General features: G+C 70.6%; 18 protein-coding genes. 15 read left to right on the top strand and 3 right to left on the bottom strand.

All coding sequences use genetic code 11. From position 1 onward, the window contains the following. The first annotated feature begins 7 nt into the window (after positions 1–7). The 6 genes from WYO_RS24340 to WYO_RS24315 all read left to right on the top strand — a co-directional run bounded on the left by WYO_RS24340 (position 8) and on the right by WYO_RS24315 (position 5918). Positions 8–802 (top strand): thymidylate synthase, encoded by a 795-nt coding sequence (locus tag WYO_RS24340; protein WP_007567596.1) that lies wholly within the window; start codon positions 8–10, stop codon positions 800–802. Next, positions 799–1290 carry a dihydrofolate reductase gene (locus WYO_RS24335; RefSeq protein ID WP_007567595.1) on the top strand — a complete coding sequence of 164 codons (492 nt, stop codon included), beginning with the start codon at positions 799–801 and terminating at the stop codon, positions 1288–1290. Before WYO_RS24340 ends, WYO_RS24335 begins: the two co-directional genes overlap by 4 nt. Before the next feature lie 292 nt (positions 1291–1582). Further along, positions 1583–2779, top strand: a complete 1197-nt coding sequence (gene hflK / locus WYO_RS24330; protein ID WP_007567594.1) for an FtsH protease activity modulator HflK — start codon at positions 1583–1585, stop codon at positions 2777–2779. Continuing rightward, the gene (gene hflC / locus WYO_RS24325; protein WP_007567593.1) at positions 2776–3729 is read left to right on the top strand and encodes a protease modulator HflC; all 954 of its coding nucleotides are present in this window, start codon (positions 2776–2778) and stop codon (positions 3727–3729) included. Before hflK ends, hflC begins: the two co-directional genes overlap by 4 nt. Positions 3730–3836: 107 nt before the next feature. Further along, positions 3837–5384 (top strand): Do family serine endopeptidase, encoded by a 1548-nt coding sequence (locus tag WYO_RS24320; protein ID WP_007567592.1) that lies wholly within the window; start codon positions 3837–3839, stop codon positions 5382–5384. 234 nt (positions 5385–5618) lie between these two features. After that, positions 5619–5918: a hypothetical protein gene (locus tag WYO_RS24315; protein ID WP_007567591.1), complete on the top strand. Its 300-nt coding sequence runs from the start codon at positions 5619–5621 to the stop codon at positions 5916–5918. Between the two features lie 4 nt (positions 5919–5922). On the opposite strand, the gene serB is transcribed toward WYO_RS24315, so the two are convergent. Further along, positions 5923–6816 carry a phosphoserine phosphatase SerB gene (gene serB, locus WYO_RS24310; protein ID WP_007567590.1) on the bottom strand — a complete coding sequence of 298 codons (894 nt, stop codon included), beginning with the start codon at positions 6814–6816 and terminating at the stop codon, positions 5923–5925. 14 nt (positions 6817–6830) lie between these two features. On the opposite strand from serB, the gene miaA reads away from it, so the two are divergent. Next, complete coding sequence (miaA, locus tag WYO_RS24305) at positions 6831–7745, top strand: tRNA (adenosine(37)-N6)-dimethylallyltransferase MiaA (RefSeq protein ID WP_007567589.1); 915 nt, start codon at positions 6831–6833, stop codon at positions 7743–7745. 97 nt (positions 7746–7842) lie between these two features. Here miaA and WYO_RS24300 read toward each other — a convergent pair whose 3' ends face one another. Beyond that, the gene (locus WYO_RS24300) at positions 7843–8709 is read right to left on the bottom strand and encodes an NAD(P)-dependent oxidoreductase (protein ID WP_007567588.1); all 867 of its coding nucleotides are present in this window, start codon (positions 8707–8709) and stop codon (positions 7843–7845) included. Positions 8710–8994: 285 nt separating this feature from the next. On the opposite strand from WYO_RS24300, the gene WYO_RS24295 reads away from it, so the two are divergent. The 6 genes from WYO_RS24295 to WYO_RS24270 all read left to right on the top strand — a co-directional run bounded on the left by WYO_RS24295 (position 8995) and on the right by WYO_RS24270 (position 18008). Next, complete coding sequence (locus WYO_RS24295; RefSeq protein ID WP_007567587.1) at positions 8995–11055, top strand: carbon starvation CstA family protein; 2061 nt, start codon at positions 8995–8997, stop codon at positions 11053–11055. Positions 11056–11063: 8 nt separating this feature from the next. After that, complete coding sequence (locus tag WYO_RS24290) at positions 11064–11285, top strand: YbdD/YjiX family protein (protein ID WP_007567586.1); 222 nt, start codon at positions 11064–11066, stop codon at positions 11283–11285. Between the two features lie 310 nt (positions 11286–11595). Then, positions 11596–12030: a tellurite resistance TerB family protein gene (locus WYO_RS24285; RefSeq protein WP_007567585.1), complete on the top strand. Its 435-nt coding sequence runs from the start codon at positions 11596–11598 to the stop codon at positions 12028–12030. A 209-nt stretch (positions 12031–12239) separates the two neighbouring features. Continuing rightward, the gene (locus WYO_RS24280) at positions 12240–13517 is read left to right on the top strand and encodes a DUF898 family protein (RefSeq protein ID WP_007567584.1); all 1278 of its coding nucleotides are present in this window, start codon (positions 12240–12242) and stop codon (positions 13515–13517) included. Positions 13518–13527: 10 nt separating this feature from the next. Next, positions 13528–14610, top strand: coding sequence for a M48 family metallopeptidase (locus WYO_RS24275; RefSeq protein WP_007567583.1), 1083 nt, complete (start codon positions 13528–13530; stop codon positions 14608–14610). A 125-nt stretch (positions 14611–14735) separates the two neighbouring features. After that, entirely contained in the window at positions 14736–18008 is a 3273-nt protein-coding gene (locus WYO_RS24270; protein WP_007567582.1) for an efflux RND transporter permease subunit, read from the top strand. A gap of 205 nt (positions 18009–18213) precedes the next feature. On the opposite strand, the gene cynS is transcribed toward WYO_RS24270, so the two are convergent. Then, positions 18214–18702 (bottom strand): cyanase, encoded by a 489-nt coding sequence (cynS, locus tag WYO_RS24265; RefSeq protein WP_007567581.1) that lies wholly within the window; start codon positions 18700–18702, stop codon positions 18214–18216. A gap of 289 nt (positions 18703–18991) precedes the next feature. Between cynS and WYO_RS24260 the strand changes: the two genes are divergently transcribed. Both WYO_RS24260 and WYO_RS24255 read left to right on the top strand, forming a co-directional pair. Beyond that, positions 18992–20569 carry a bifunctional tRNA (adenosine(37)-N6)-threonylcarbamoyltransferase complex ATPase subunit type 1 TsaE/phosphotransferase gene (locus WYO_RS24260; RefSeq protein WP_007567580.1) on the top strand — a complete coding sequence of 526 codons (1578 nt, stop codon included), beginning with the start codon at positions 18992–18994 and terminating at the stop codon, positions 20567–20569. 176 nt (positions 20570–20745) lie between these two features. After that, positions 20746–21486: a nucleotidyltransferase family protein gene (locus tag WYO_RS24255; RefSeq protein ID WP_007567579.1), complete on the top strand. Its 741-nt coding sequence runs from the start codon at positions 20746–20748 to the stop codon at positions 21484–21486. The last annotated feature ends 47 nt before the right edge of the window (positions 21487–21533 follow it).

Here is a 21533-nt window from a genome sequence, read left to right as displayed (position 1 = left end):
CTATCCGATGGACGCCTATCACAGCCTGCTGCGGCGCATCCTCGACGAGGGCGTGGCCAAGGACGACCGGACCGGAACCGGGACGCTCTCGGTGTTCGGCCACCAGATGCGCTTCGACCTGTCGGCGGGCTTCCCGCTGGTCACCACGAAGCGGCTGCATCTGCGCTCGATCATCCATGAGCTGCTCTGGTTCCTGGCGGGCGACACCAACGTGGCCGCCCTGCGGGCCAACGGCGTGACGATCTGGGACGAGTGGGCGGACGAGCACGGCGATCTCGGCCCGGTCTACGGCAAGCAATGGCGCTCCTGGGCCAAGCCCGACGGCGGCAGCGTCGACCAGATCGCCTGGCTGCTCAGCGAGATCCGGCGCAACCCCGATTCCCGCCGCCTGATCGTCTCGGCCTGGAATCCGGCGGATCTCGACCGGATGGCACTCGCCCCCTGCCACTGCCTGTTCCAGTTCTACGTGAGCGACGGGCGCCTCTCCTGCCAGCTCTACCAGCGCTCGGCCGACGCCTTCCTGGGCGTGCCGTTCAACATCGCGAGCTACGCGCTCCTGACCCACATGATCGCCCAGGTGACGGGGCTCGGGGTCGGCGACTTCGTGCACACGTTCGGCGACGCGCATCTCTACCGGAACCACCTGGAGCAGACTCGGACCCTGCTGGACCGGGCGCCGCGCCCGCTGCCGCGGCTTGCGCTCAACCCGGAGGTCCGTGACCTTTTCGCCTTCCGGTACGAGGACATCACCATCGCGGGCTATGACCCGCACCCGGCCATCTCGGCCCCGGTGGCGGTATGAGCCCCGCCATCGCGCTGGTCGTGGCGGTCGCCCGCAACGGCGTGATCGGCCGCGACAACGGGCTCGCCTGGCACCTGTCCAGCGACCTGAAGCGGTTCAAGGCGCTCACCATGGGCAAGCCGATGCTGATGGGCCGGCGGACCTGGGCCTCGATCGGACGCCCGCTTCCGGGCCGCCGCACCCTGGTGCTCACCCGCGACCGCGGCTTCCACGCCGAGGGCGCCGAGATCGTCCACGACTGGGACGCCGCCGTCGCGGCCGCGGCCGCACCGGAGTTGATGGTGGTGGGCGGGGCCGAGATCTACGCCCTGGCCCTGCCGCATGCCGACCGGCTCCACCTCACCGAGGTCGAGGCGGAGCCGGAGGGCGACGTGCGCTTTCCCGCCTTCGATCGCGCCGCGTTCCGGGAGACGTTCCGCGAGGCGCACCCGGCCGGTCCGCGCGACGAGCACGCCTTCGCGTTCGTCGATTGGGCGCGCATCCGCTGAGGCGCGCCGCCGCGGTTGTCTTCCGGCCTGTGCGTGCCCACCTGCCAGCCTTGACAGCATGGGGCGCACACCCGCAGGTGCCTGTCGGGCATGCGTTCTCATGGGGCTCCGCGCCTCGCGAGAAGAGACGCCCGCGCAGGCGTTTAGCCGCCAAACCAACCCGCCCGCATCGCGAGCGGGCCGGTGGGCGGGACTAGGCGGGTGAGCGTGGCCGTTCAGGCAGGGAGACGCAGCCCGGGGAGCACGCTCAGCGTGCGGACCGGGCGCGGGCAGGCAGGAGACGACGGCTAGGATGCTTTGGAGCAATCAGAGCGGCGGTGGCGGCGGCGGCCCGTGGGGTCGGCCCGGCGGCAACGGCGGCGGCCCGTGGGGTGGCGGCGGCGGCGGCAAGACCCCGCCCAACCTTGAGGACCTGCTCCGGCGCGGGCAGGACCGCCTGCGCGGTCTGATCCCGGGCGGTGGCAACACCGGCGGCGGCTATGGCGGCGGCAGCCCGAGCGGCATCGGCGGCGGACGCAGCGCCGCGGTGATCGCGGCGCTGGCCGTCGCGGTCTGGCTCGCCACCGGCTTCTACACCGTCTACCCGCGCCAGGTCGGCATCGAGACGATCTTCGGCCGCTACGTCGGCACCAAGGGCGAGGGCCTGCGCTACAACTTCCCCTATCCGATCGGCGGCGTGGTCAAGCCGGATGTCGGCTCGCAGAACTCCATCCAGATCGGCTTCCGCGCCGGCCCCGGCGGCCAGGGCCGCAACCGCGATGTCCCGGACGAGAGCCTGATCCTCACCGGTGACGAGAACATCGTCGATCTCGACTTCGAGGTGCAGTGGCGGATCAACCCGCTCAAGGCCTCCGACTTCGTGTTCAACCTCCAGAATCCCGAGGGCACCATCAAGGCGATCTCCGAGAGCGCGATGCGCGAGGTGATCGGCCGCCGCAACATCCAGGCGATCCTGACCAACGAGCAGTCGAGCATCGCCCAGGAGGTCAAGGAGATGGTCCAGAAGGCCCTGGACGAGTACGGCGCCGGCGTGCGCATCGAGGTGGTGCAGCTCGTCTCGGTGAACCCGCCGCCGGAAGTCCGGCCGGCCTTCATCGACGTGAACGCCGCCCAGCAGGACGCCGACACGGCGCAGAACGAGGCCAAGACCTACGCCAGCCGTGAGGTGCCGCAGGCTCGGGGCCGGGCGTCGCAGATCTTCCAGCAGGCCGAGGCCTACCGGACGAAGGCGACCGCCGACGCCACCGGCCAGGCCGCCCGCTTCAGCGAAGTCTACGCCTCCTACAAGGCCGCCCCGGCCATCAGCCGCGAGCGGCTCTTCCTGGAGACGATGGAGAAGGTCCTGGGCTCCGTGAACAAGGTGATCATCGACCAGAACGGCGCGCAGCCGGGCTCGGGCACCGCCGCGGCGGGCGTCCTGCCGGTTCTGCCGCTCACCGAGTTCGGCGCCCGCGCCCAGTCCCCGGCCGCCACGGGAGCCGCCCGATGAAACAGGCTCTCCGCACCGGCCTGATCGCCATCGCGGCGATCGTCGCGATCGGGCTCTACGCCTCGATCTTCACCGTCGGCCAGATGCAGCAGGCCCTCGTCCTGCAATTCGGCCGCGTCCGCGCGGTGCTCAACGCCACCGGCGAGGAAAAGCCCGGCCTCTACTTCAAGGTGCCGTTCGTCGAGAACGTCGTGATCTTCGACAAGCGCGTGCTCGACCTCGACCTGCCGGTCCAGACGGTGCTCACCGCCGACCGGCAGAACCTGGAGGTGGACGCCTTCGCGCGCTACCGCATCCTCGATCCGCTGCGCTTCTACCAGGCGGTGGGCAATATCGGGCTCGCCAACCAGCGGCTCGCCAGCTTCACCAATTCCGGCCTGCGCAACGTGCTCGCCCGCTCGACCCGTGACGCCATCGTCAAGACCGAGCGCGGCCAGCTGATGCACCAGATCCAGGAGGACGTGAACCGGCAGGCCAAGGCGCTCGGCATCGAGATCGTCGACCTTCGGATGACCCGGGTCGATCTCCCGGCGCAGAACTCCGCTGCCGTCTACAAGCGGATGAAGACCGAGCGCGAGCGCGAGGCCGCCGACATCCGCGCCAACGGCGACCAGAGCGCCGCCACGATCCGGGCCAAGGCCGACCGCGAGGTCACCGTGATCCTCGCCGAGGCGACCCAGAAATCCGAGCAGCTGCGTGGCCAGGGCGACGCCGAGAAGAACCGGATCCTCGCCGAGGCGTTCAGCAAGGACCCGGACTTCTTCAGCTTCTACCGCTCGATGCAGGCCTACGAGACCGGGCTGAAGGGCTCCGATACGCGGCTGGTCATCAGCCCCAGCTCGGACTTCTTCCGCTACTTCAGCGACCCGCAGGGTCGGGCGACGGCCTCGGCGCCGCGCACGCCCCGCGGGCCCACGGACCCGACCGCCTCGACCGGCGCGACGCGCTGACCGCTGGCGCCCCGGCGCCAGCGGATTACGATGCGAGACAATCCGCGGGCGGCCGATCCCGGTCGGCGGCCCGCGCAACCGGAAACGCGTTCTTGAAGAGGTCGACCATGCACCCCGTCGCGAGCGCCCGCCGGGCGCCCTTCGGCCGCGCGCAGGCGCAGCCCCGTTCCCGCGCCCGCTCCTTCATGGCGGCGATCCTGGTCGGCGCCTCGTTCGCGACCGCGTCCCTGCCGGTCCCGGCCTTCGCCAAGGGCCCGGCCTCCCTGGCCGACCTCGCCGATCAGGTCACCGACGCGGTGGTCAACATCTCCGCCTCCACCACGGTCGAGGCGCGCAACAGCCGCACCATGCCGCAGCTGCCCCCGGGCACGCCCTTCGAGGACCTGTTCGAGGAGTTCTTCAACCGCCGCGGCGGCGGTGGCGGCAAGGGCGGCGAGCGTGGCGACAACGACACCCCGCGCCAGCAGCGCAAGTCGAACTCCCTGGGCTCCGGCTTCATCATCGACGCCTCCGGGATCGTGGTCACCAACAACCACGTCATCGGCGACGCCAACGACATCCAGGTGATCCTGCACGACGGCACCAAGCTGAAGGCCGAGATCATCGGCAAGGATTCGAAGATCGACCTGGCCGTGCTGCGGGTGAAGCCCACCGCCGAGCGCCCGCTGAAGGCGGTGCCGTTCGGCAAGTCCGACACGATGCGCCCCGGCGACTGGGTGATCGCCATCGGCAACCCGTTCGGGCTGGGTGGCTCGGTCTCGGCCGGCATCGTCTCGGCGCGCGGCCGGAACATCGAGTCCGGACCCTACGATAACTACATCCAGACCGACGCGGCCATCAACAAGGGCAATTCCGGCGGCCCGCTGTTCAACATGGACGGCGAGGTGATCGGCATCAACACGGCGATCCTGTCGCCCACCGGCGGCTCGGTGGGCATCGGCTTCGCGGTGCCCTCGGACACGGCCAAGCCCGTGATCGACCAGCTGCGCGATTTCGGCGAGGTCCGCCGCGGCTGGCTCGGCGTGCGCATCCAGAACGTCGACGACGCCACCGCCGAGGCGCTCAACCTCAAGGGCGGCGCCCGCGGCGCCCTGGTGGCCGGCGTCGACGAGAAGGGCCCGGCCAAGACCGCCGGGATCGATGTCGGCGACGTCATCGTGAAGTTCAACGGCGCCCCCGTGAAGGCGTCGGGCGACCTGCCCCGGATCGTCGCCTCGACCCCGGTCGGCCAGAAGGTCGACGTGGTCGTGGTCCGCAAGGGCGAGGAGCTGACCAAGCCGGTCACGCTCGGCCGGCTCGAGGATACCGACAAGCCGCAGCTCGCCAACCTGCGCCAGCCTGAGCCCGAGAGCGCGACCCGTCAGGCGCTCGGCCTCAACCTCTCCGGCATCACCGACGAGCTGCGCAAGAAGTTCGGGATCAAGGATACCGTGAAGGGCGTGGTCGTCACCCGCGTCGATCCGAACTCGACCGCCGCCGACAAGCGGATCCAGCCCGGCGAGGTGATCGTCGAGGTCGGCCAGGAGGCTGTGAACACCCCCGCCGACGTGACCAAGCGGGTCGAGGCCCTCAAGAAGGACGGGCGCAAGTCGGTCCTGCTGCTGGTGGCGAGCGCCACCGGCGACGTGCGCTTCGTGGCGCTCGGGCTTGAATAAGAGCCTCTCACAAAACTCCCGCCGCACCGTCGCGTGCGAAGGGAGAGCTCCCGGGAACCGGGAGTTTTGTGAGGTGCTCTAAGCCGATCCCGCATCGAGACACCGAGGGCCGTCGCTCCGAGAGGAAGCGGCGGCCTTCGCGTTTTCGGGGATGGGAGCGGCTGCATTGACGCGGCGGATCGGTGCCGCACACCGCTCCGGCGAGTCGGTGCGGCTCGGAGCCTGTCGAATGCCATGGCCGCCGTCGCCTTCGACACCCTGAAATTCGCCCGCGCCCTGCGCGAGAAGGCGAAGCTGTCGCCCGAGCAGGCTGAAGGGTTCGCCGACGCGCTGGCGGACATACAGGTCGTCCACGGGGACATCGAAGCCCTGAAGATCCAGACCCGCGGCGATATCGCAGCGCTGCAGCTCACGACTCAGGCCGATATCGCGTCCGCGAAAGTTGAAACTTTGCGCTGGCTCGTCGGCGCAATCGGCTTTCAGACCTTGGCCATCCTCGGCGCGGTGATCACGCTCACCCGCACCTTTCACTGAACCCTCACCCCACGAACTCGGCCGCGGCGTAGCCCTGCAGGTACAGGAGCGCGGTGAGATCGCCGTGCTCGATCCGGACCCGGGCGGCGGCCGCCACCGCGGGCTTGGCCCGGAAGGCGACGCCGAGGCCGGCCTCCGCCAGCATGTCGAGGTCGTTGGCGCCGTCGCCGACCGCCAGGGTCTCGGCGGGGGCGAGCCCGAGGGCGTCGCGCAGCGCGATCAGCGTCGCGCGCTTCTCCGCCTTGCCGACGATCGGGTCTTCCACGGTGCCGGTGAGCCGCCCGTCCGCCACGCCGAGCACGTTGGCCCGATGCTCCTCGAAGCCGATCATCCCGGCGATCGGGCCGGTGAACAGGGTGAAGCCCCCGGAGACCAAGCAGGTGCGGGCGCCGTGCGCCCGCATCGTCCGCACCAGCGTCGGCCCGCCCGGGGTGAGGCTGAGCTGATCGGCGATCAGCCCGTCCACCGCCGTCACGGGAATGTCTTTGAGGAGCGCCACGCGCTCGCGCAGGGCCGGCTCGAACGCGATCTCGCCGCGCATCGCCCGCTCGGTGATCGCCGCGACATGGTCCTTGAGACCCAGCGTCCCGGCAAGCTCGTCGATGCATTCCTGCTCGATCATGGTCGAATCCATGTCGGCCAGGAACAGCCGCTTGCGCCGATGCGCGTCGGCCGGCAGCACGGCGAGGTCGATCGGCTCGCCGGAGAGCGCGGTCCGCAGCCGTTCCGTCAGAGCACCCGCGTCAGCGGGATCGCCCGGCACCAGGATTTCGGCGGCAACCTCCCCGTGCAGGATCCGCGGCGGGTGCTCCGTCCCGAGCACGGCGCGCGCCCCGGCCAGCACCGCACCGGTGATGGACGGCCGAGCCGGGTTTGCTATCAGGACCGCGACCAGCATCGTGGAGTTTCGCCTTGCCAGACCGGGAGGAGACCGGGGGGCGCCCGGCGGCGATCCTCATCGCAGGGCCCACCGCCTCGGGCAAGTCGGCGCTGGCCGCCCGTCTGGCGCTGCGCCACGGCGGCGTGGTGATCAACACCGATTCGATGCAGGTCTATCGCGACCTGCGCCGCCTCACCGCCCGGCCCGACCCCGAGGAAGAGGCGCGGGTGCCCCACCGGCTCTACGGCCATGTCGACGGGGCTGTGAACTATTCCGTCGGGCAGTTCTCTCGGGACGCCACCGCCCTGCTGGTGGAACTCGATGGCCGTCTGCCGATCTTCGTCGGCGGCACCGGCCTGTATTTCCGGGCCCTGGAGCAGGGGTTTTCCGAGCTGCCGCCGGTCCCCGACGCGGTGCGCGCGCAGGTACGGGAGGCGGCCGAGGGCCGCCCGACCGAGGCGCTGCACGCCGACCTCGCCCGGCACGACCCGGAGGGCGCCGCCCGCCTGCGCCCGAGCGACCGCATGCGGGTGATGCGCGCCCTGGAGATCTTCCTGGCCACGGGCCGGCCGATCGCGAGTTTTTATGGCGACCCCGTGCCCGGGCCGCTCGCCGGCCGGAACCTCCAGAAACTGTTCCTGGCGCCCGACCGGGCGGAGCTGCGCGCCCGCATCGACGCCCGCTTCCGCACGATGATCGCCGAGGGCGCCCTCGACGAGGTGTCCCGCCTGCACGCCCGGCGTCTCGACCCGATGCTGCCGGTGATGCGCGCCCACGGCGTGCCGGGCCTGATCGCCCATCTCGACGGGGCGCTGGATCTAGAAGAAGCGATCGCCCGCGGCCAGGCGGATACGAGGGCCTACGCCAAGCGGCAATTCACATGGTTCCGCCACCAGATGGGCACGGATTGGCGCTGGCTCGATCCGGACGAGGCGGCTGGGTTGTGAGGGCGATGTCTTAACTGGAGCCGCAGTCGCGCAGCTTTCCAGGCGGGGCGTAGGTTCCCCTCTCCCCGCAAGCGGGGCGAGGGGAGATGTGCCAGCCTCAGCGCTCCAGCCGCGCCACCAGGCTCGACGTGTCCCAGCGGTTGCCGCCCATGGCCTGCACTTCGGCGTAGAACTGGTCCACCAGCGCCGAGACCGGGAGCTTGGCGCCGTTGCGGCGGGCCTCGTCCAGCAGGATGCCGAGATCCTTGCGCATCCAGTCGACCGCGAAGCCGAAGTCGAACTTGCCCTGGTTCATGGTCTTGCCGCGATTCTCCATCTGCCAGGAGCCGGCGGCGCCCTTGGAGATCACGTCGAGCACCGCCTCCACGTCGAGGCCGGCGCGCTTGGCGAAGTGGACGCCCTCGGACAGACCCTGGACCAGGCCGGCGATGCAGATCTGGTTGACCATCTTGGTGAGCTGGCCGGAGCCCACCGGGCCCATCAGCCGGCAGGCGCGGGCGAAGGCGCCGATCACCGCCTCGACCTTGGCGTAGGTCTCCGGCTCGCCGCCGCACATCACGGTGAGCACGCCGTTCTCGGCGCCGGCCTGGCCGCCGGAGACCGGCGCGTCGATGAAGCCGAGCCCCTTGGCCTTGGCCACCTCGGCGAGTTCCCGGGCGACCTCGGCCGACGCGGTGGTGTGGTCGACGAACACCGAACCGGCCGCCATGCCGGCGAGCGCGCCGTCATCGCCCAGCACGACGCTGCGCAGGTCGTCGTCGTTGCCGACGCAGGCGAACACGATCTCGGCGCCCGCGACCGCCTCCCGGGGCGTGGCCGCGAAGGCGCCGCCATGGGCCTTCACCCAGGCGTCGGCTTTGGGCGTGGTCCGGTTGTAGACGGTGACGTCGTGGCCCTTCTTGGCCAGGTGCCCGGCCATCGGGCCGCCCATCACGCCGAGACCCAGGAATGCGACCTTCGCCATGGTTGTCCGCTCCTCCGAGGGCCGGACCGCGCCGGCGCCCTTCCTTCGCTCACGCCGGGCGGCGACGGGGGCCACAGGCCGGCCCGTGAGGGCGGTCGGGGCCGTGCCGATGACCCGATGTGACAGATTGGGGCGTCATGCCGCCCGCGAAGCTGCATCACAGCTCGGATCGCTTGCGTCAACGCCGGACGAATAGGATAAACCGCCGGTGTAGCCCGGGACCCGCGAGTCCCAGCCGGCGGCCTTGGGCGGCCCCGAGCGCGAGGCAATCGAAGGGAACGCGAGATGGGTACGGCGATCGGCAGGCACGGGCCATGGGCCCTCGTGGGAGCGCTCGGCGCCGCGGCTTTGGCGATCGTGGCCAGCCAGCGCGGCGAGACGATCAACGCCCTCTGGATCGTGGTCGCGGCGGTCTGCGTCTATATGATCGCCTACCGCTACTATTCCAAGTTCATCGCCGAGAAGGTGATGCGCCTCGACCCGAAGCGCCTCACGCCGGCGGTGCGCCACAATGACGGGCTCGACTACGTGCCCACCAATCGCGGCGTCCTGTTCGGCCACCATTTCGCGGCGATCGCGGGCGCGGGCCCGCTGGTCGGCCCGGTCCTGGCGGCGCAGATGGGCTACCTGCCCGGCATGCTTTGGATCCTGGCCGGCGTGGTGCTGGCCGGCGCGGTCCAGGACTTCATGGTCCTGTTCGTGTCGATGCGCCGGGACGGCCGGTCGCTCGGCGAGCTGATCCGGGCCGAGCTCGGCACCGTGCCGGGTATCATCGCGCTGTTCGGCACCTTCCTGATCATGGTGATCCTGCTGGCCGTGCTGGCGCTGATCGTGGTCAAGGCGCTGGCCGAGAGCCCGTGGGGCACCTTCACGGTGATGTCGACGATCCCGATCGCCATGCTGATGGGCGTCTACTCGCGCTACATCCGCCCGGGCCGGATCGGCGAGGTCTCGATCCTCGGCTTCGTCCTGCTGATGCTGGCCATCGTGGGCGGCGGCTCGGTGGCCGCGAGCCCGGTCTGGGGCCCGGCCTTCACCTTCACGGGCCCGCAGCTGTGCTGGATGCTGATCGGCTACGGCTTCGTGGCCTCGATTCTGCCGGTCTGGCTGCTGCTGGCGCCGCGGGACTACCTGTCGACCTTCCTCAAGATCGGCACCATCGTGGGGCTGGCGCTGGGCATCGCCGTCGTCGCCCCGCACCTGCAGATGCCCGCGATGACGAAGTTCGTCGACGGCACCGGCCCGGTCTGGGCGGGCGGGCTGTTCCCGTTCCTGTTCATCACCATCGCGTGCGGCGCGGTCTCGGGCTTCCACGCCCTGATCTCGTCCGGCACCACGCCGAAGCTCATCGCCAACGAGGCGGATGCCCGCTTCATCGGCTACGGCGGCATGCTGATGGAATCGTTCGTGGCGATCATGGCGCTGGTCTCGGCCTGCGTGATCGACCCGGGCGTCTACTTCACCATGAACTCGCCCGCGGCGCTGCTCGGCACCACCCCCGAGACCGCCGCCGCGGCCGTGACCAAGCTCGGCTTCGCCACCACCCCCGAGGTGATCACCCAGACCGCCGCGGATGTCGGCGAGCACACGATCATCTCGCGCGCCGGCGGCGCCCCGACCCTGGCGGTGGGCATGGCCCACATCATCTCCTCGGCCATCGGCGGCAAGGCGATGATGGCGTTCTGGTACCACTTCGCCATCCTGTTCGAGGCCTTGTTCATCCTCACGGCCGTGGATGCGGGCACACGCGCCTGCCGGTTCATGGTGCAGGATCTCGTCGCCCTGGCGGTGCCCTCGTTCAAGAACACCACTTCCTGGGGGCCGAGCATCGCGGCCACCGCCATCGCGGTCGGCGCCTGGGGCTACTTCCTGTACCAGGGCGTGACCGACCCGCTCGGCGGCATCAACACCCTGTGGCCGCTCTTCGGCATCTCCAACCAGATGCTGGCCGCGGTGGCGCTGACGCTCTGCACGGTGGTGATCTTCAAGATGAAGCGCGAGCGCTACGCGTTCGTGACCATCATCCCGACCGCGTGGCTGTGCCTGTGCACCCTCACGGCCGGCTGGCAGAAGCTGTTCTCCGCCGACCCGAAGATCGGGTTCCTGGCCCATGCCGAGCGCTACGCGACGGCCGCGGCCGAGGGCAAGCTCCTGGCCCCGGCCAAGAACGCCGCCCAGATGGACCAGATCATCCTCAACGACCGGATCGACGCCGTGCTGGCGGCCCTGTTCATCGGCCTCGTGGTCGCCATCGCGGGCTTCGGCATCGCCGCCTGCCTGAAGGCGTGGCGGGCCGACCGCTGGACCGCGCTTGAGACCGAGCCGCGCCTGGCCGCGGCGGAGTAGGGCGCGCCATGGAACCACAGCAGAGCCTGCGCCGCCGCCTCCAGACGCTGTCCAAATGCGTCTGCGACGGCGCCCGCCTGATGGTGGGGCAGGGGGATTACGCGGCCTATGCCGCCCATATCCGCCAGACCCATCCCGACCAGGCGCCGATGTCGGAGCTGGAGTTCTTCCGCAACCGCGAGAACGCCCGCTTCGGTGTGGGGAACACCTCGGGATTCCGCTGCTGCTGACGGGGGCGGTGACGCCGGCGTCAAACGGTGCGGGGCCTGTGGTCTCGCACCGTCAGTGCGAGCGCAGCGAAGCAACCCAGGGCAGCGCGCGATCCCCGAAGGTAGCGCGTCCCTAGGTTGCTTCGCTGCGCTCGCAATGACGGAGAAGGCGGGACGGCCGCCTTCAACCAGAAACCGGATGCGGCGCCGCAATGCGCCGGCCTGCGAAACCATAACGCGAGCGCCGACCATCAGTCCCCGGCGCAAGCGCGGCCGGATCTTGACTCGGCCGCCACAATATCCGCCATCTCCGACCGCACGGGAGGTCGGCATGAGCATTTTCCAGGACGCCATCCTTCGGTTCGGCCGCACGATCATGTCGTATGCGGGCGATGCCGTCTTCCTCCAGGCCGCGGTCTCGGCCGCGGCCAACGTCATCGTGGCCGATGGCGACGTCGCCGAGGAGGAGATCGAATCGGCGATCAGCGGCATCCGCGCCAACCCGATCCTCGAGAAGTCCTACGACACGCTGCGGGTCGAGCAGGAACTCTACGAGGCCATCGCCCGGGCCAAGACTCGCGCCGGCCGCCTGGAGAACCTGCGCCTGGTGGGCGCCATCGTCGAGCGGCCGATCGACCAGCGCCAGGACGTGTTCCTGATCGGCGCCGACGTGGCCGATTTCGGCGGCATCAGCGAGGTCGAGCACAAGGCGCTCGATGAGATCGGCGCGGCGCTGCAGGTCGACAAGTCGGCGCTGCTGCGGTGAGCCGCTTCGGCGGCGGGTCGTCCGGCGGGGTTTGACCCGCCGCAACCTGCGGCCTCCGGCGGATCGACCTTGCGCGCCTGGGCGACAGCTTGGCGCGGGCCGGGCGTTGCTTGAACCGCTCCGCGCGATGCGCAACGCTTCCGGCCGGCCGCGAATCGGCGGCCCGCGTGGGGCGCGGGATGGACGTTCGGAACACGGTTTCGGCTGACATGCCCGAGCGCGGCGGCGAGATCGCCTTCGACAGGTCGCTCGCCGGGCTGACCGGGATCGTCGTGAAGGGGTTCCTGCTGACGCTGGTCACCTTCGGCATCTATCGGTTCTGGTACGCGACGAACCTGCGGCGGTTCTTCTGGAGCCGCACCCTCGTGGACGGCTCGCCCGCCGCCTATACGGGCCATGGCCGCGACCTGTTCCTGGGCTTCCTCGTGGCGATCGTGCTCCTGGCGCCGATCTCCACCGGCCTGTCCGCCCTGTCGCTGCTCCTGCCCGATTCCCCCCTCGTCGCCTCCGGCCTCGGCTTCGGCGTGCTGTTCCTGCTCGGGCAGTTCGCGCTCTATCGCGGGCGGCGTTACCGGGCCACCCGGACCCTGTGGCGCGGCATCCGGCTCGGCCAGGACGGTTCGGGCCTGGCCTACGCGGCTCTGGCCACGGCCGGGTGGCTCCTGGTTCTCGCGACCCTCGGCCTCGCCTTCCCGTTCATGCGCGCGGCCCTCGAGCGCTACCGCATCCGCCACACTCTGGTCGGCACGAGCCGGATGGAATCGGATGCCCGCGGCCTGGCGGTGCTGCGGAGCTGGCTGCTGCTCTGGGCCCTCGTGGCAGTGCCGGTCGTGCTTCTGCTGGCCCTTGGCCTGGCCGAGGATGGGTGCGGGCCGATGCTGGATGCCCCCCTGACTTTGCCGAAGGAGAGGGCCGAAGTGCTGCCCGACTGGGTGCCGATCGGCTGCGACAGCGTCGTCCAGGTCCTCGCGGCCGTGTTCGTGGTCCTGCTCGTTGTGGCGGCCCCGATGGTCCTGGTGCTGTATCCCTATTACCGCGCCCGCGAGACCCGGGCCTTCCTGAGCGCCATCCGGCTGGACGAGGTCCGCCTCGTCTCGCACCTGACGGCGTGGGACCTCTACCGGCCGTACCTGGCCTATATCGTCCAGTGCCTGAAGCTCGGTGTCGTCATCACCCTCGGGGCGGCCGTCCTGGCGGTGCTCGCCACGCTGTTCTTCGGCCAGGCGGTCTCGCAGAACGGGGAGGGCCCGATCTTCGGAATGGCGATCGTCGTGGCCATCTATGCCTGGTACCTGGCCGCCTCGGTGGTCCTGTACGTGCGCGTCCTGAAGGCCGGGCTCTGGCGCGCCGTCGCCGAGACCACGTGGATCTCGGATGCGGCCGCCCTGGGGGCGATCGTCGCCGCTGCCCGCGGCGCCAGCAGCAGCCTGGGCGAGGGCATGGCCGATGCCCTCGACGGGCACGGCATCATCGATATCGGGCTTTGAGGGACCGGGCATGGCGGCGCTCACCGGCGCGGGCCGCTACTTCGACGGCCGCACCGCGCGGCCCGTGCCGGTCTCCCTGCGCCTCGAAGCGGGACGCCTGGCGGTGTCGGGCCCGGACCTGCGGCGCGACTGGAACGGCCTCGACCTGCGGGCCGAGGATGCGCGCCCACCGTTGATGCGGGTCGGGCCGGCGGACACGCCCGAGCGGGTCGAGTTCTCGGACGAGGCCCTGGCCGCGGCCCTCGAGGCGCTCTGCCCGGACCTGCATGCCGGGCCGGCCGGGCAGGGGGGCACCCTGACGGTGGCGCTCTGGTCGATGGCGGCCGGGATCACGCTCCTCGGCCTCGCGGCGTTCGGCGTGCCGGTCCTGGCTGATGCAATCGCGCCGCTGGTGCCCGCGGCGGTGGAGGAGCGCATCGGCGCCCTGGTCGAGGACCAGATCGGGGCTCTGCTCGGCAACCCGCCGGCCTGCGCGGCGCCGGAGGGGCGGGCCGCCCTGGACCGGCTGGTGGCCCGGCTGCGCGGGGACCTGCCGCCGGGCCTGCGCGTGAGCGTGCGCCGCTCCCGCACCGACGCCAATGCCCTGACCCTGCCGGGCGGCCGGGTCGTGGTCCTCTCGAAGCTGCTCGATGAGGCGCGCTCGCCGGACGAGTTCGCCGGCGTGCTCGCGCATGAATTCGGCCACGTCGCGGCCCGGGACCCGACCCGGTCCCTGATCCGGAGCTCCGGCATCGCCTACCTGCTCGGCTACCTCGTCGGCGATGTGGCCGGCTCGGCCGTGATCGTCGCGCTGGGGGAGAACGTGCTCTCCGCCGGCTACAGCCGGGAGGCCGAGCGGGCGGCCGACGCCTATGCGGTCGCCGCGGTCACCCGCGCCGGGGGCGACGCGGCCGCCCTCGCGACCATCCTGGAGCGGATCGCCGAAGACCGGGACGAGAGCCTCGCCTTCCTGCGCAGCCACCCGTTCACCCGGGAGCGGGCCGCCGCGATCCGCTCGCGCGCCGCCCCGCCGGCCGCCGACCGGCCGCCGCTCCTCGACGCCCCGTCCTGGGCGGCGCTGCGGGCGATCTGCGCGACCAATCCGCCCGGATAGGCCCGCCCTGCGGCGTCGCGGCCCGTCCCTTGCTCTAGCGGACATGATAGCGAAACAGGCTTGGCGTCCGGTGCGCCGGCACGCGACGCGAAGGGGCTGGCCTGGCGCCGGCCGGCGGAGACCGCATGGGCCTCGTCCTCTACGCTCTCAAGTTCCGGATCACGACCTACGTGCTCGCCGTGCTGATGATGCTCGGCGGCGTCGGCGCGATCGTGGTCATGCCCAAGGACGTGCTGCCGGTCGTCGACATCCCGGTCGTCGTCGTGGTCTGGACCTATACCGGCCTGTCCACGCCGGAGATGGAACAGCGCATCACGACCTATGCCGAGTACGGCATCTCCAACAACGTCAACAACATCCGCCGCATGGAATCGACCACGCTCCAGGGCACGGCGGTCCAGCGCGTCTATTTCGATCCCGCGGTCAGCATCGATCTGGCCATCGCCCAGGTGGTGTCCTCGACCAACTCGATCCGGGCCGCGATGCCGGCCGGCACCCAGCCGCCGATCATCGTGCGCTACTCGGCCTCCTCGGTCCCGGTGATCCAGCTGGCCCTGACCTCGGCCAAGGACGGGCTGAACCAGGTCTACGACTACGCGCAGTACCGGATCCGCCAGACGCTCGCGCAGGTGCCGGGCTCGACCCTGCCGTCGCCGTTCGGCGGGGCGCCGCGCCAGATCATGGTCGATCTCGACCTCAACGCCCTCCAGGCGCTCGGCCTGACGCCGCTCGACGTCACCAACGCCATGACGGCCCAGAACCTCACGGTGCCGTCGGGCCTCGCCAAGATCGGCGAGCAGCAATACCCGATCCAGCTCAACGCCACGCCGCCCTCGATCGAGACCCTCAACCTCGCGCCGATCAAGGTCGTGGCCGGCCAGCCGGTGCTGATGCGCGACGTCGCCTATGTCCGCGACGGCGGGCCGCCGCAGATCAACGTGGTCCGGGCCGATGGCGGCCAGGCCGTGCTGATGCAGGTGATCAAGAACGGCACCGCCTCGACCCTCAACGTCGTCAACAACGTCAAGGCGGCGATGCCGACGATCCGGGCCGCCGCCCCCGAGGGGCTGACGATCAAGCCGCTGTTCGACCAGTCGGTCTTCGTCTCGAACGCCATCGAGGGCGTGCTGCACGAGGCCGCCATCGCGGCGGCGCTCACGGGGCTGGCGATCCTGCTGTTCCTGGGCTCGTGGCGCTCGACCCTGATCGTGCTGATCTCGATCCCGCTCTGCGTGATGACCTCCCTGGCCGTGCTGGCCGCGCTGGGCGAGACCATCAACGTCATGACCCTGGGCGGCCTCGCGCTCGCGGTCGGCATCCTGGTGGACGACGCCACGGTGGCGATCGAGAACACCTACCGGTTGTTCGAGGAGGGCGAGGAGTTCCGCGAAAGCGTGGTCCACGGCGCCGCCGGCATCGCCAAGCCGGCTTTGATCTCGACCCTGTCGATCTGCGCGGCCTTCACGGCGGTGTTCGCGCTCACCGACACGCCGAAATACCTGTTCACCCCGCAGGCGCTCGCGGTGGTGTTCGCGATGCTGACCTCCTACCTGCTGTCGCGCACCCTGGTGCCGCTCATGATTGACGTGATCGTGGCGCCGGAATACGCCCAGAAGCACGCCAAGGACCGGGACGAGCGCGCCCCGCCCCGCCAGGGCCGCATCGCCCGGGCCTTCGGCCTCGTCTCCGCGCCGGCGTTCCGCCTCGCCGGGCGCGCCCACGGGGCGTTCGAGCGCGGCTTCACCCGGTTCCACCGGGGCTATGTCGGGCTGCTCCACGCGGTGCTGGCCCGCCGGATCGCGACCCTGGCGGTGGTCGGCTGCGTCTTCGGGATGACCGGCGTGCTGTTCGTTTTCGTCGGGGAGGATTACTTCCCCGAGATCGAGGCGAGCCAGATGACCCTGCACCTGCGCACCCGCACGGGCATGCGCATCGAGACCACCCAGCAGGTTTTCGCCGAGGTTGAGGACACCGTCCGGGAGGTGATCCCGCCGGGCGAGATCGAGCAGATCCTCGACAATATCGGCCTGCCCTCGACCAACTACAACTTCGCCTTCTCGGACGGCTCGTTCGTCTCCTACAATGACGGCCAGATGCTGATCAGCCTCAAGGAGGGCCACGGCTCGGTGGCGCTCTACAAGAAGCGTCTGCGCGCGGTGCTGATGAAGCGCTTTCCCGACCTGATCGCCTATTTCCAGCCCGCCGACATGATCACCCAGATCCTGAATTTCGGCGTCATCACGCCGATCGACGTGCAGGTCTCCGGCCGGCACAAGGAGAAGGACCTGGAGGTCGCCCAGCGCATCGTCCAGCGGCTCAAGCACACCAAGGGCCTGGTCGACGTCCACCTCCAGCAGATCGTCAACGCGCCGCAATTCTACGTCGACGTCGACCGGCGCCTGGCCTCCGAGCTCGGGCTCACCGAGCAGCAGGTGGCGCAGAACATGAACATCTCGCTGTCGGGCAGCTACCAGGTAACACCGAACTTCTGGCCCGACCCCAAGACCGGCATCCCCTACCAGCTCTGGGTGCAGACGCCGGAATACCGCAACGCCTCGCTCACCGACCTGCGCAACACGCCGATGTTCGTGCGCGCGGCCGCCACCGCCGGTACCGGCCCCGGCGTGCTGACCCTGCTCTCGAGCCTGGCCGAGCTGCGCCGGGTGCCGACCCAGACGGTGATCAACCACGTCAACATCCAGCCGACCTTCGACATCTTCGCCTCGGTCCAGGACCGGGACCTCGGCTCGGTCGCCCGCGACATCGACGCGATCGTGCAGGACGAGCAGAAGAACCTGCAGGCGCCCGACAAGATCACGGTGCGCGGCCAGATCGAGAACATGCGCAGCGCGTTCTTCCGCCTGGAGGTCGGGCTCGGGATCGCGCTGATCGCCGTCTACCTGCTGATGGCGGTGAACTACCAGAGCTGGGGCGAGCCGTTCGTGGTGATCGCCGCGCTTCCGATGGCGTTCTGCGGCATCACCTTCGCGCTGTTCATCACCGGGACCGCCTTCTCGATCCCGTCGATCTTCGGGGCGATCATGTCGGTGGGCATCGCCTCGGCGAACTCGATCCTGCTCGTCACCTTCGCCAAGGAGCACCGGGAGGCCACCGGCTGCAGCGCCCTGGAGGCGGCGATCACCGCCGGCGAGACCCGTCTGCGGCCGGTGCTGATGACCGCCTCGGCGATGTTCTTCGGCCTGATCCCGATGGCGCTCGGCACCGGCGAGGGCGGCGAGCAGAACGCCGCGCTGGCCCGCGCCGTGATGGGCGGCATCGCCTTCGCCACCCCGGCGACCCTGCTGCTGGTGCCGTTCCTCTACGTGCTGCTGCGCAGCGGCCCCGCGCAGCCGGTGCAGGATTATCTGGAGGCGGAGGGCCGGGCGGCGGCGGCGTGAGGGCGATGTCCCACCCGCGCCCTCATCCTGAGGCGGGGCGGAGCGCGCCTCGAAGGCGCCCTCGAGCGGGCCGCGCGCTGCCTGGAGGCCTCCGCTGGGCTTCGTCGCCTCGGGATGCGGGGAGTCGTTCGGAATGTCCGTCGTGTCGGCTGGCGCCTCCCCGTCGCCGCGATCGGGGTGACGGGGACGCGCCGGGGCGTCGCCCCTACCCCTCCTTGAAGCCGTATTCCGGCGTGTCGTCGTCGTTGCCGTAATACTTGTACGGCAGGAACTTGCCCGACATGGTCAGCTTCACCCGGTCGCCCTTGTTGTTGGCCTCCCGGGCCATCTCCATGTTGAAGTCGATCGCCGACATGATGCCGTCGCCGAATTCCTCCTGGATCAGCTCCTTGAAGGTCGTGCCGTAGACCATCACCAGCTCGTAGAACCGGTAGATCAGCGGGTCGGTGGGCGGCATCGCCGGGATCGAACCGCGATAGGGTGCCTCGTTGAGCATCCGCTCCTCGGCGACCGTCAGGCCGAACAGCTCCGCCGCCCGCCGCGCCTGCGCCTTGGGCAGCTTCATCTGGCCCATGCAGGCCGCGGTGATCAGGAACGGCGACAGGCCGCCGATCGCCTCGTGGATATGGGCCCAGCTCCAGCCCTTCTCGCGTTTGATGTCGAGCAGCTTCTCGGTCAGGTCGGCGCGCTTCATGCGGGGCTCCGTGTGGGGATCAGGCGGGTTGGGGTAGGGCCGCGGGCGGAACGCGGCCTGCGGCCTCGGCTGGGCCGAAACGCGCGGGATCCGCGCCGAAGCAAGGGATACGCCAGCCAATTCTCCGCGGCGATGGCCAAGGATGACCGAGCGCGGCCAACCGGCGGTTGACGCTTCGAAGCGTGGTTTCGATGCACCGGAGGGGCGGGAAGCGCGCCGCCGGGGCCGGAAACGCTTGCATCCGCGGCCCGTTTTAAGACCATGCGCCCTCGGGTCTCGGAGGCGGGCTTTGGACGGGGACGATCGGGACGAACAGACGGCGGGCGCATCCGCGCCGCCGGCACCCTGGGAATTCGTGCTGCCGGAGGAGACGGCCACGGAGGATCTCGGCCTGTTCCTGTCCGAATTCCTGCTCCCGGGCGACGTCGTGGCGCTCTCGGGCGGCCTCGGCGGCGGCAAGACCACCCTGGCGCGGGCGGTGATCCGCGAGCTCGCCGGCGATCCGCGCCTTGAGGTGCCGAGCCCGACCTTCACGCTGATCCAGCCCTATACGGCCCGCGACGGCCGGGCGATCGTCCACGCCGACCTCTACCGCCTGCGCGACCCCGACGAATTGGTGGAGCTCGGCTTCGAGGAGATGGCCGAGGACGCGATCACCCTGGTCGAGTGGCCGGACCGGATGCCGCCCCGCGACGGCCCGGTGCTCACGATCGACCTGTCCCTGCGGGCGGAGTTCGGCGCCGAGGCGCGCCTCGCCCGGATCGATGGCACCGGCGGCATGCGCGCCCGGCTCGACCGGGCCCGGGCGGTGCGCCGCCTGCTCGAGCGCAGCGGCTGGGACATCGCCGAGCGCATCCTGATGCAGGGCGACGCCTCGTCCCGCGCCTACGAGCGCCTGACCAAGCCCGACGGCACCAGCGCCGTGCTGATGATCGCCCCGCCCCGGCCCGACGGCCCGGCGGTCCGCGACGGAAAACCCTACAGCGCCATCGTGCACCTGGCCGAGAGCGTCCACGCCTTCGTGGCCCTCGACCGCGGCCTGCGGGCGCTGGGCTTCTCGGCCCCCAGGATCTACGGCGAGGATCTGCCCGAGGGCCTGCTGATCCTCGAGGATCTGGGCAGCGAGCCCGTGGTCGAGGGCGGCGCGCCCCGGCCCGAGCGCTACACCGAGGCGGTGCGCCTGCTCGCCAAGCTCCACGCCACGCCTCTGCCGGCGGTGCTGCCGGTGGCGGACGGCATCGAGCACGTCCTGCCGACCTACGACGAGGCGGCTCTGCTGTTCGAGGCGGAGCTGATGCCCGAATGGTACGCGCCGGCGATCCGGAACGTCACCCTGTCGGCGGACACCCGGGCCGAGTTCGTGGCCCTGTGGCGCGCGGCCCTGCAGAACGCGATCCCCGACCGCGCCACCTGGACCCTGCGCGACTACCACTCGCCGAACCTGATCTGGCTACCCGAGCGCGACGGGCTGGAGCGGGTCGGGCTGATCGATTTCCAGGACGCCGTGATGGGCCACCCGGCCTACGACGTCGCCTCGCTGCTGCAGGATGCCCGTGTCGATACCAGCGCGGAGTTCGAGCTGCGGCTGCTCGGCCTCTACGCCCGCGAGCGCCGGAGCCGGGACCCGGCCTTCGATGTCGGCGCCTTCGCCACCGCCTACGCCCTGCTGGCCGCCCAGCGGGCCACCAAGATCTTAGGGATCTTCGCCCGGCTCGACCGGCGCGACGGCAAGCCCGGCTATCTCGCCCACCTGCCGCGGATCGAGGGCTATCTCGCCCGCAACCTCGCCCATCCGGCGCTGGCCGAGCTGCGGGCCTGGCACGCGGCGCACCTGCCGGGCCTCGTCGCTTCCGACTCCGAGTCCTAGGACTCATGTCTATCGACATCGAGTCGCGCGCGAAAGAAACGGGATCCCAAAGGGCCCGGGGCCCTTTGGCAGGGTTCGGGACGGCGTCCCGAGGTTCGCAGGGCTCCGCCCTGCACCCGCAAAAGGTCCCAGACCTTTTGAAACCATGATCATCAACGCCTGATCCGGATTCCCGCATGAGCGAGCCCGCCCCCGCCGTCACCCGTGCGTTCGTGCTGGCCGCGGGCCTGGGCAAGCGCATGCGGCCGGTGACCGCCACGGTGCCGAAACCCCTGGTGGAGGTGGCCGGCAAGGCGCTCCTCGACCACGCCCTCGACCGGGCCGCCGAGGCCGGGATCGAGACCGCGATCGTCAACGTCCACTACCTGCCCGACCTGATCGAGGGGCATCTCGCCCGCCGGACGGGCGGGCCCGCCATCCAGGTCTCGGACGAGCGCGCCGCGCTGCTCGAGACCGGTGGCGGCATCCGCAAGGCGCTGCCGCTGCTCGGCGACGCGCCCTTCGTGGTGCTGAACTCGGATTCGTTCTGGCTCGAAGGCCCGGCCCCCAATCTCCGCCGGCTGATCGACGCCTGGGACCCGGCGCGCATGGACGCCCTGCTGCTGGTGGCGCCCACCGCCACCAGCCTCGGCTACGACGGCGCGGGGGATTTCGTGATGGACGCGGACGGCCGCCTGGAGCGCCGCGGCGAGCGCGAGGTCGCCCCGTTCATTTATGCGGGCGTGGCGATCCTGCAGCCTGGCCTGTTCGACGACACGCCGGAGGGGGCCTTCTCGCTCAACCTGCTGTTCGACCGGGCGATCGCGGCCGGACGCCTGTCCGGCATGCGCCTCGACGGCCAGTGGCTCCATGTCGGCACCCCGGACGCGATCCGCGCCGCCGAGGAGCGCGTGCAGGCGAGCGCCCGGGCCCCGTAAAGCCGGTCGTTTCGGGCGCGGCACAATCGGTCTTGCCAAGCCCGATC

The organism is Methylobacterium sp. GXF4 (assembly GCF_000272495.1).
GTDB classification, from domain to species: domain Bacteria; phylum Pseudomonadota; class Alphaproteobacteria; order Rhizobiales; family Beijerinckiaceae; genus Methylobacterium; species Methylobacterium brachiatum.
This window is presented reverse-complemented; position numbering and strand designations above follow the sequence as displayed.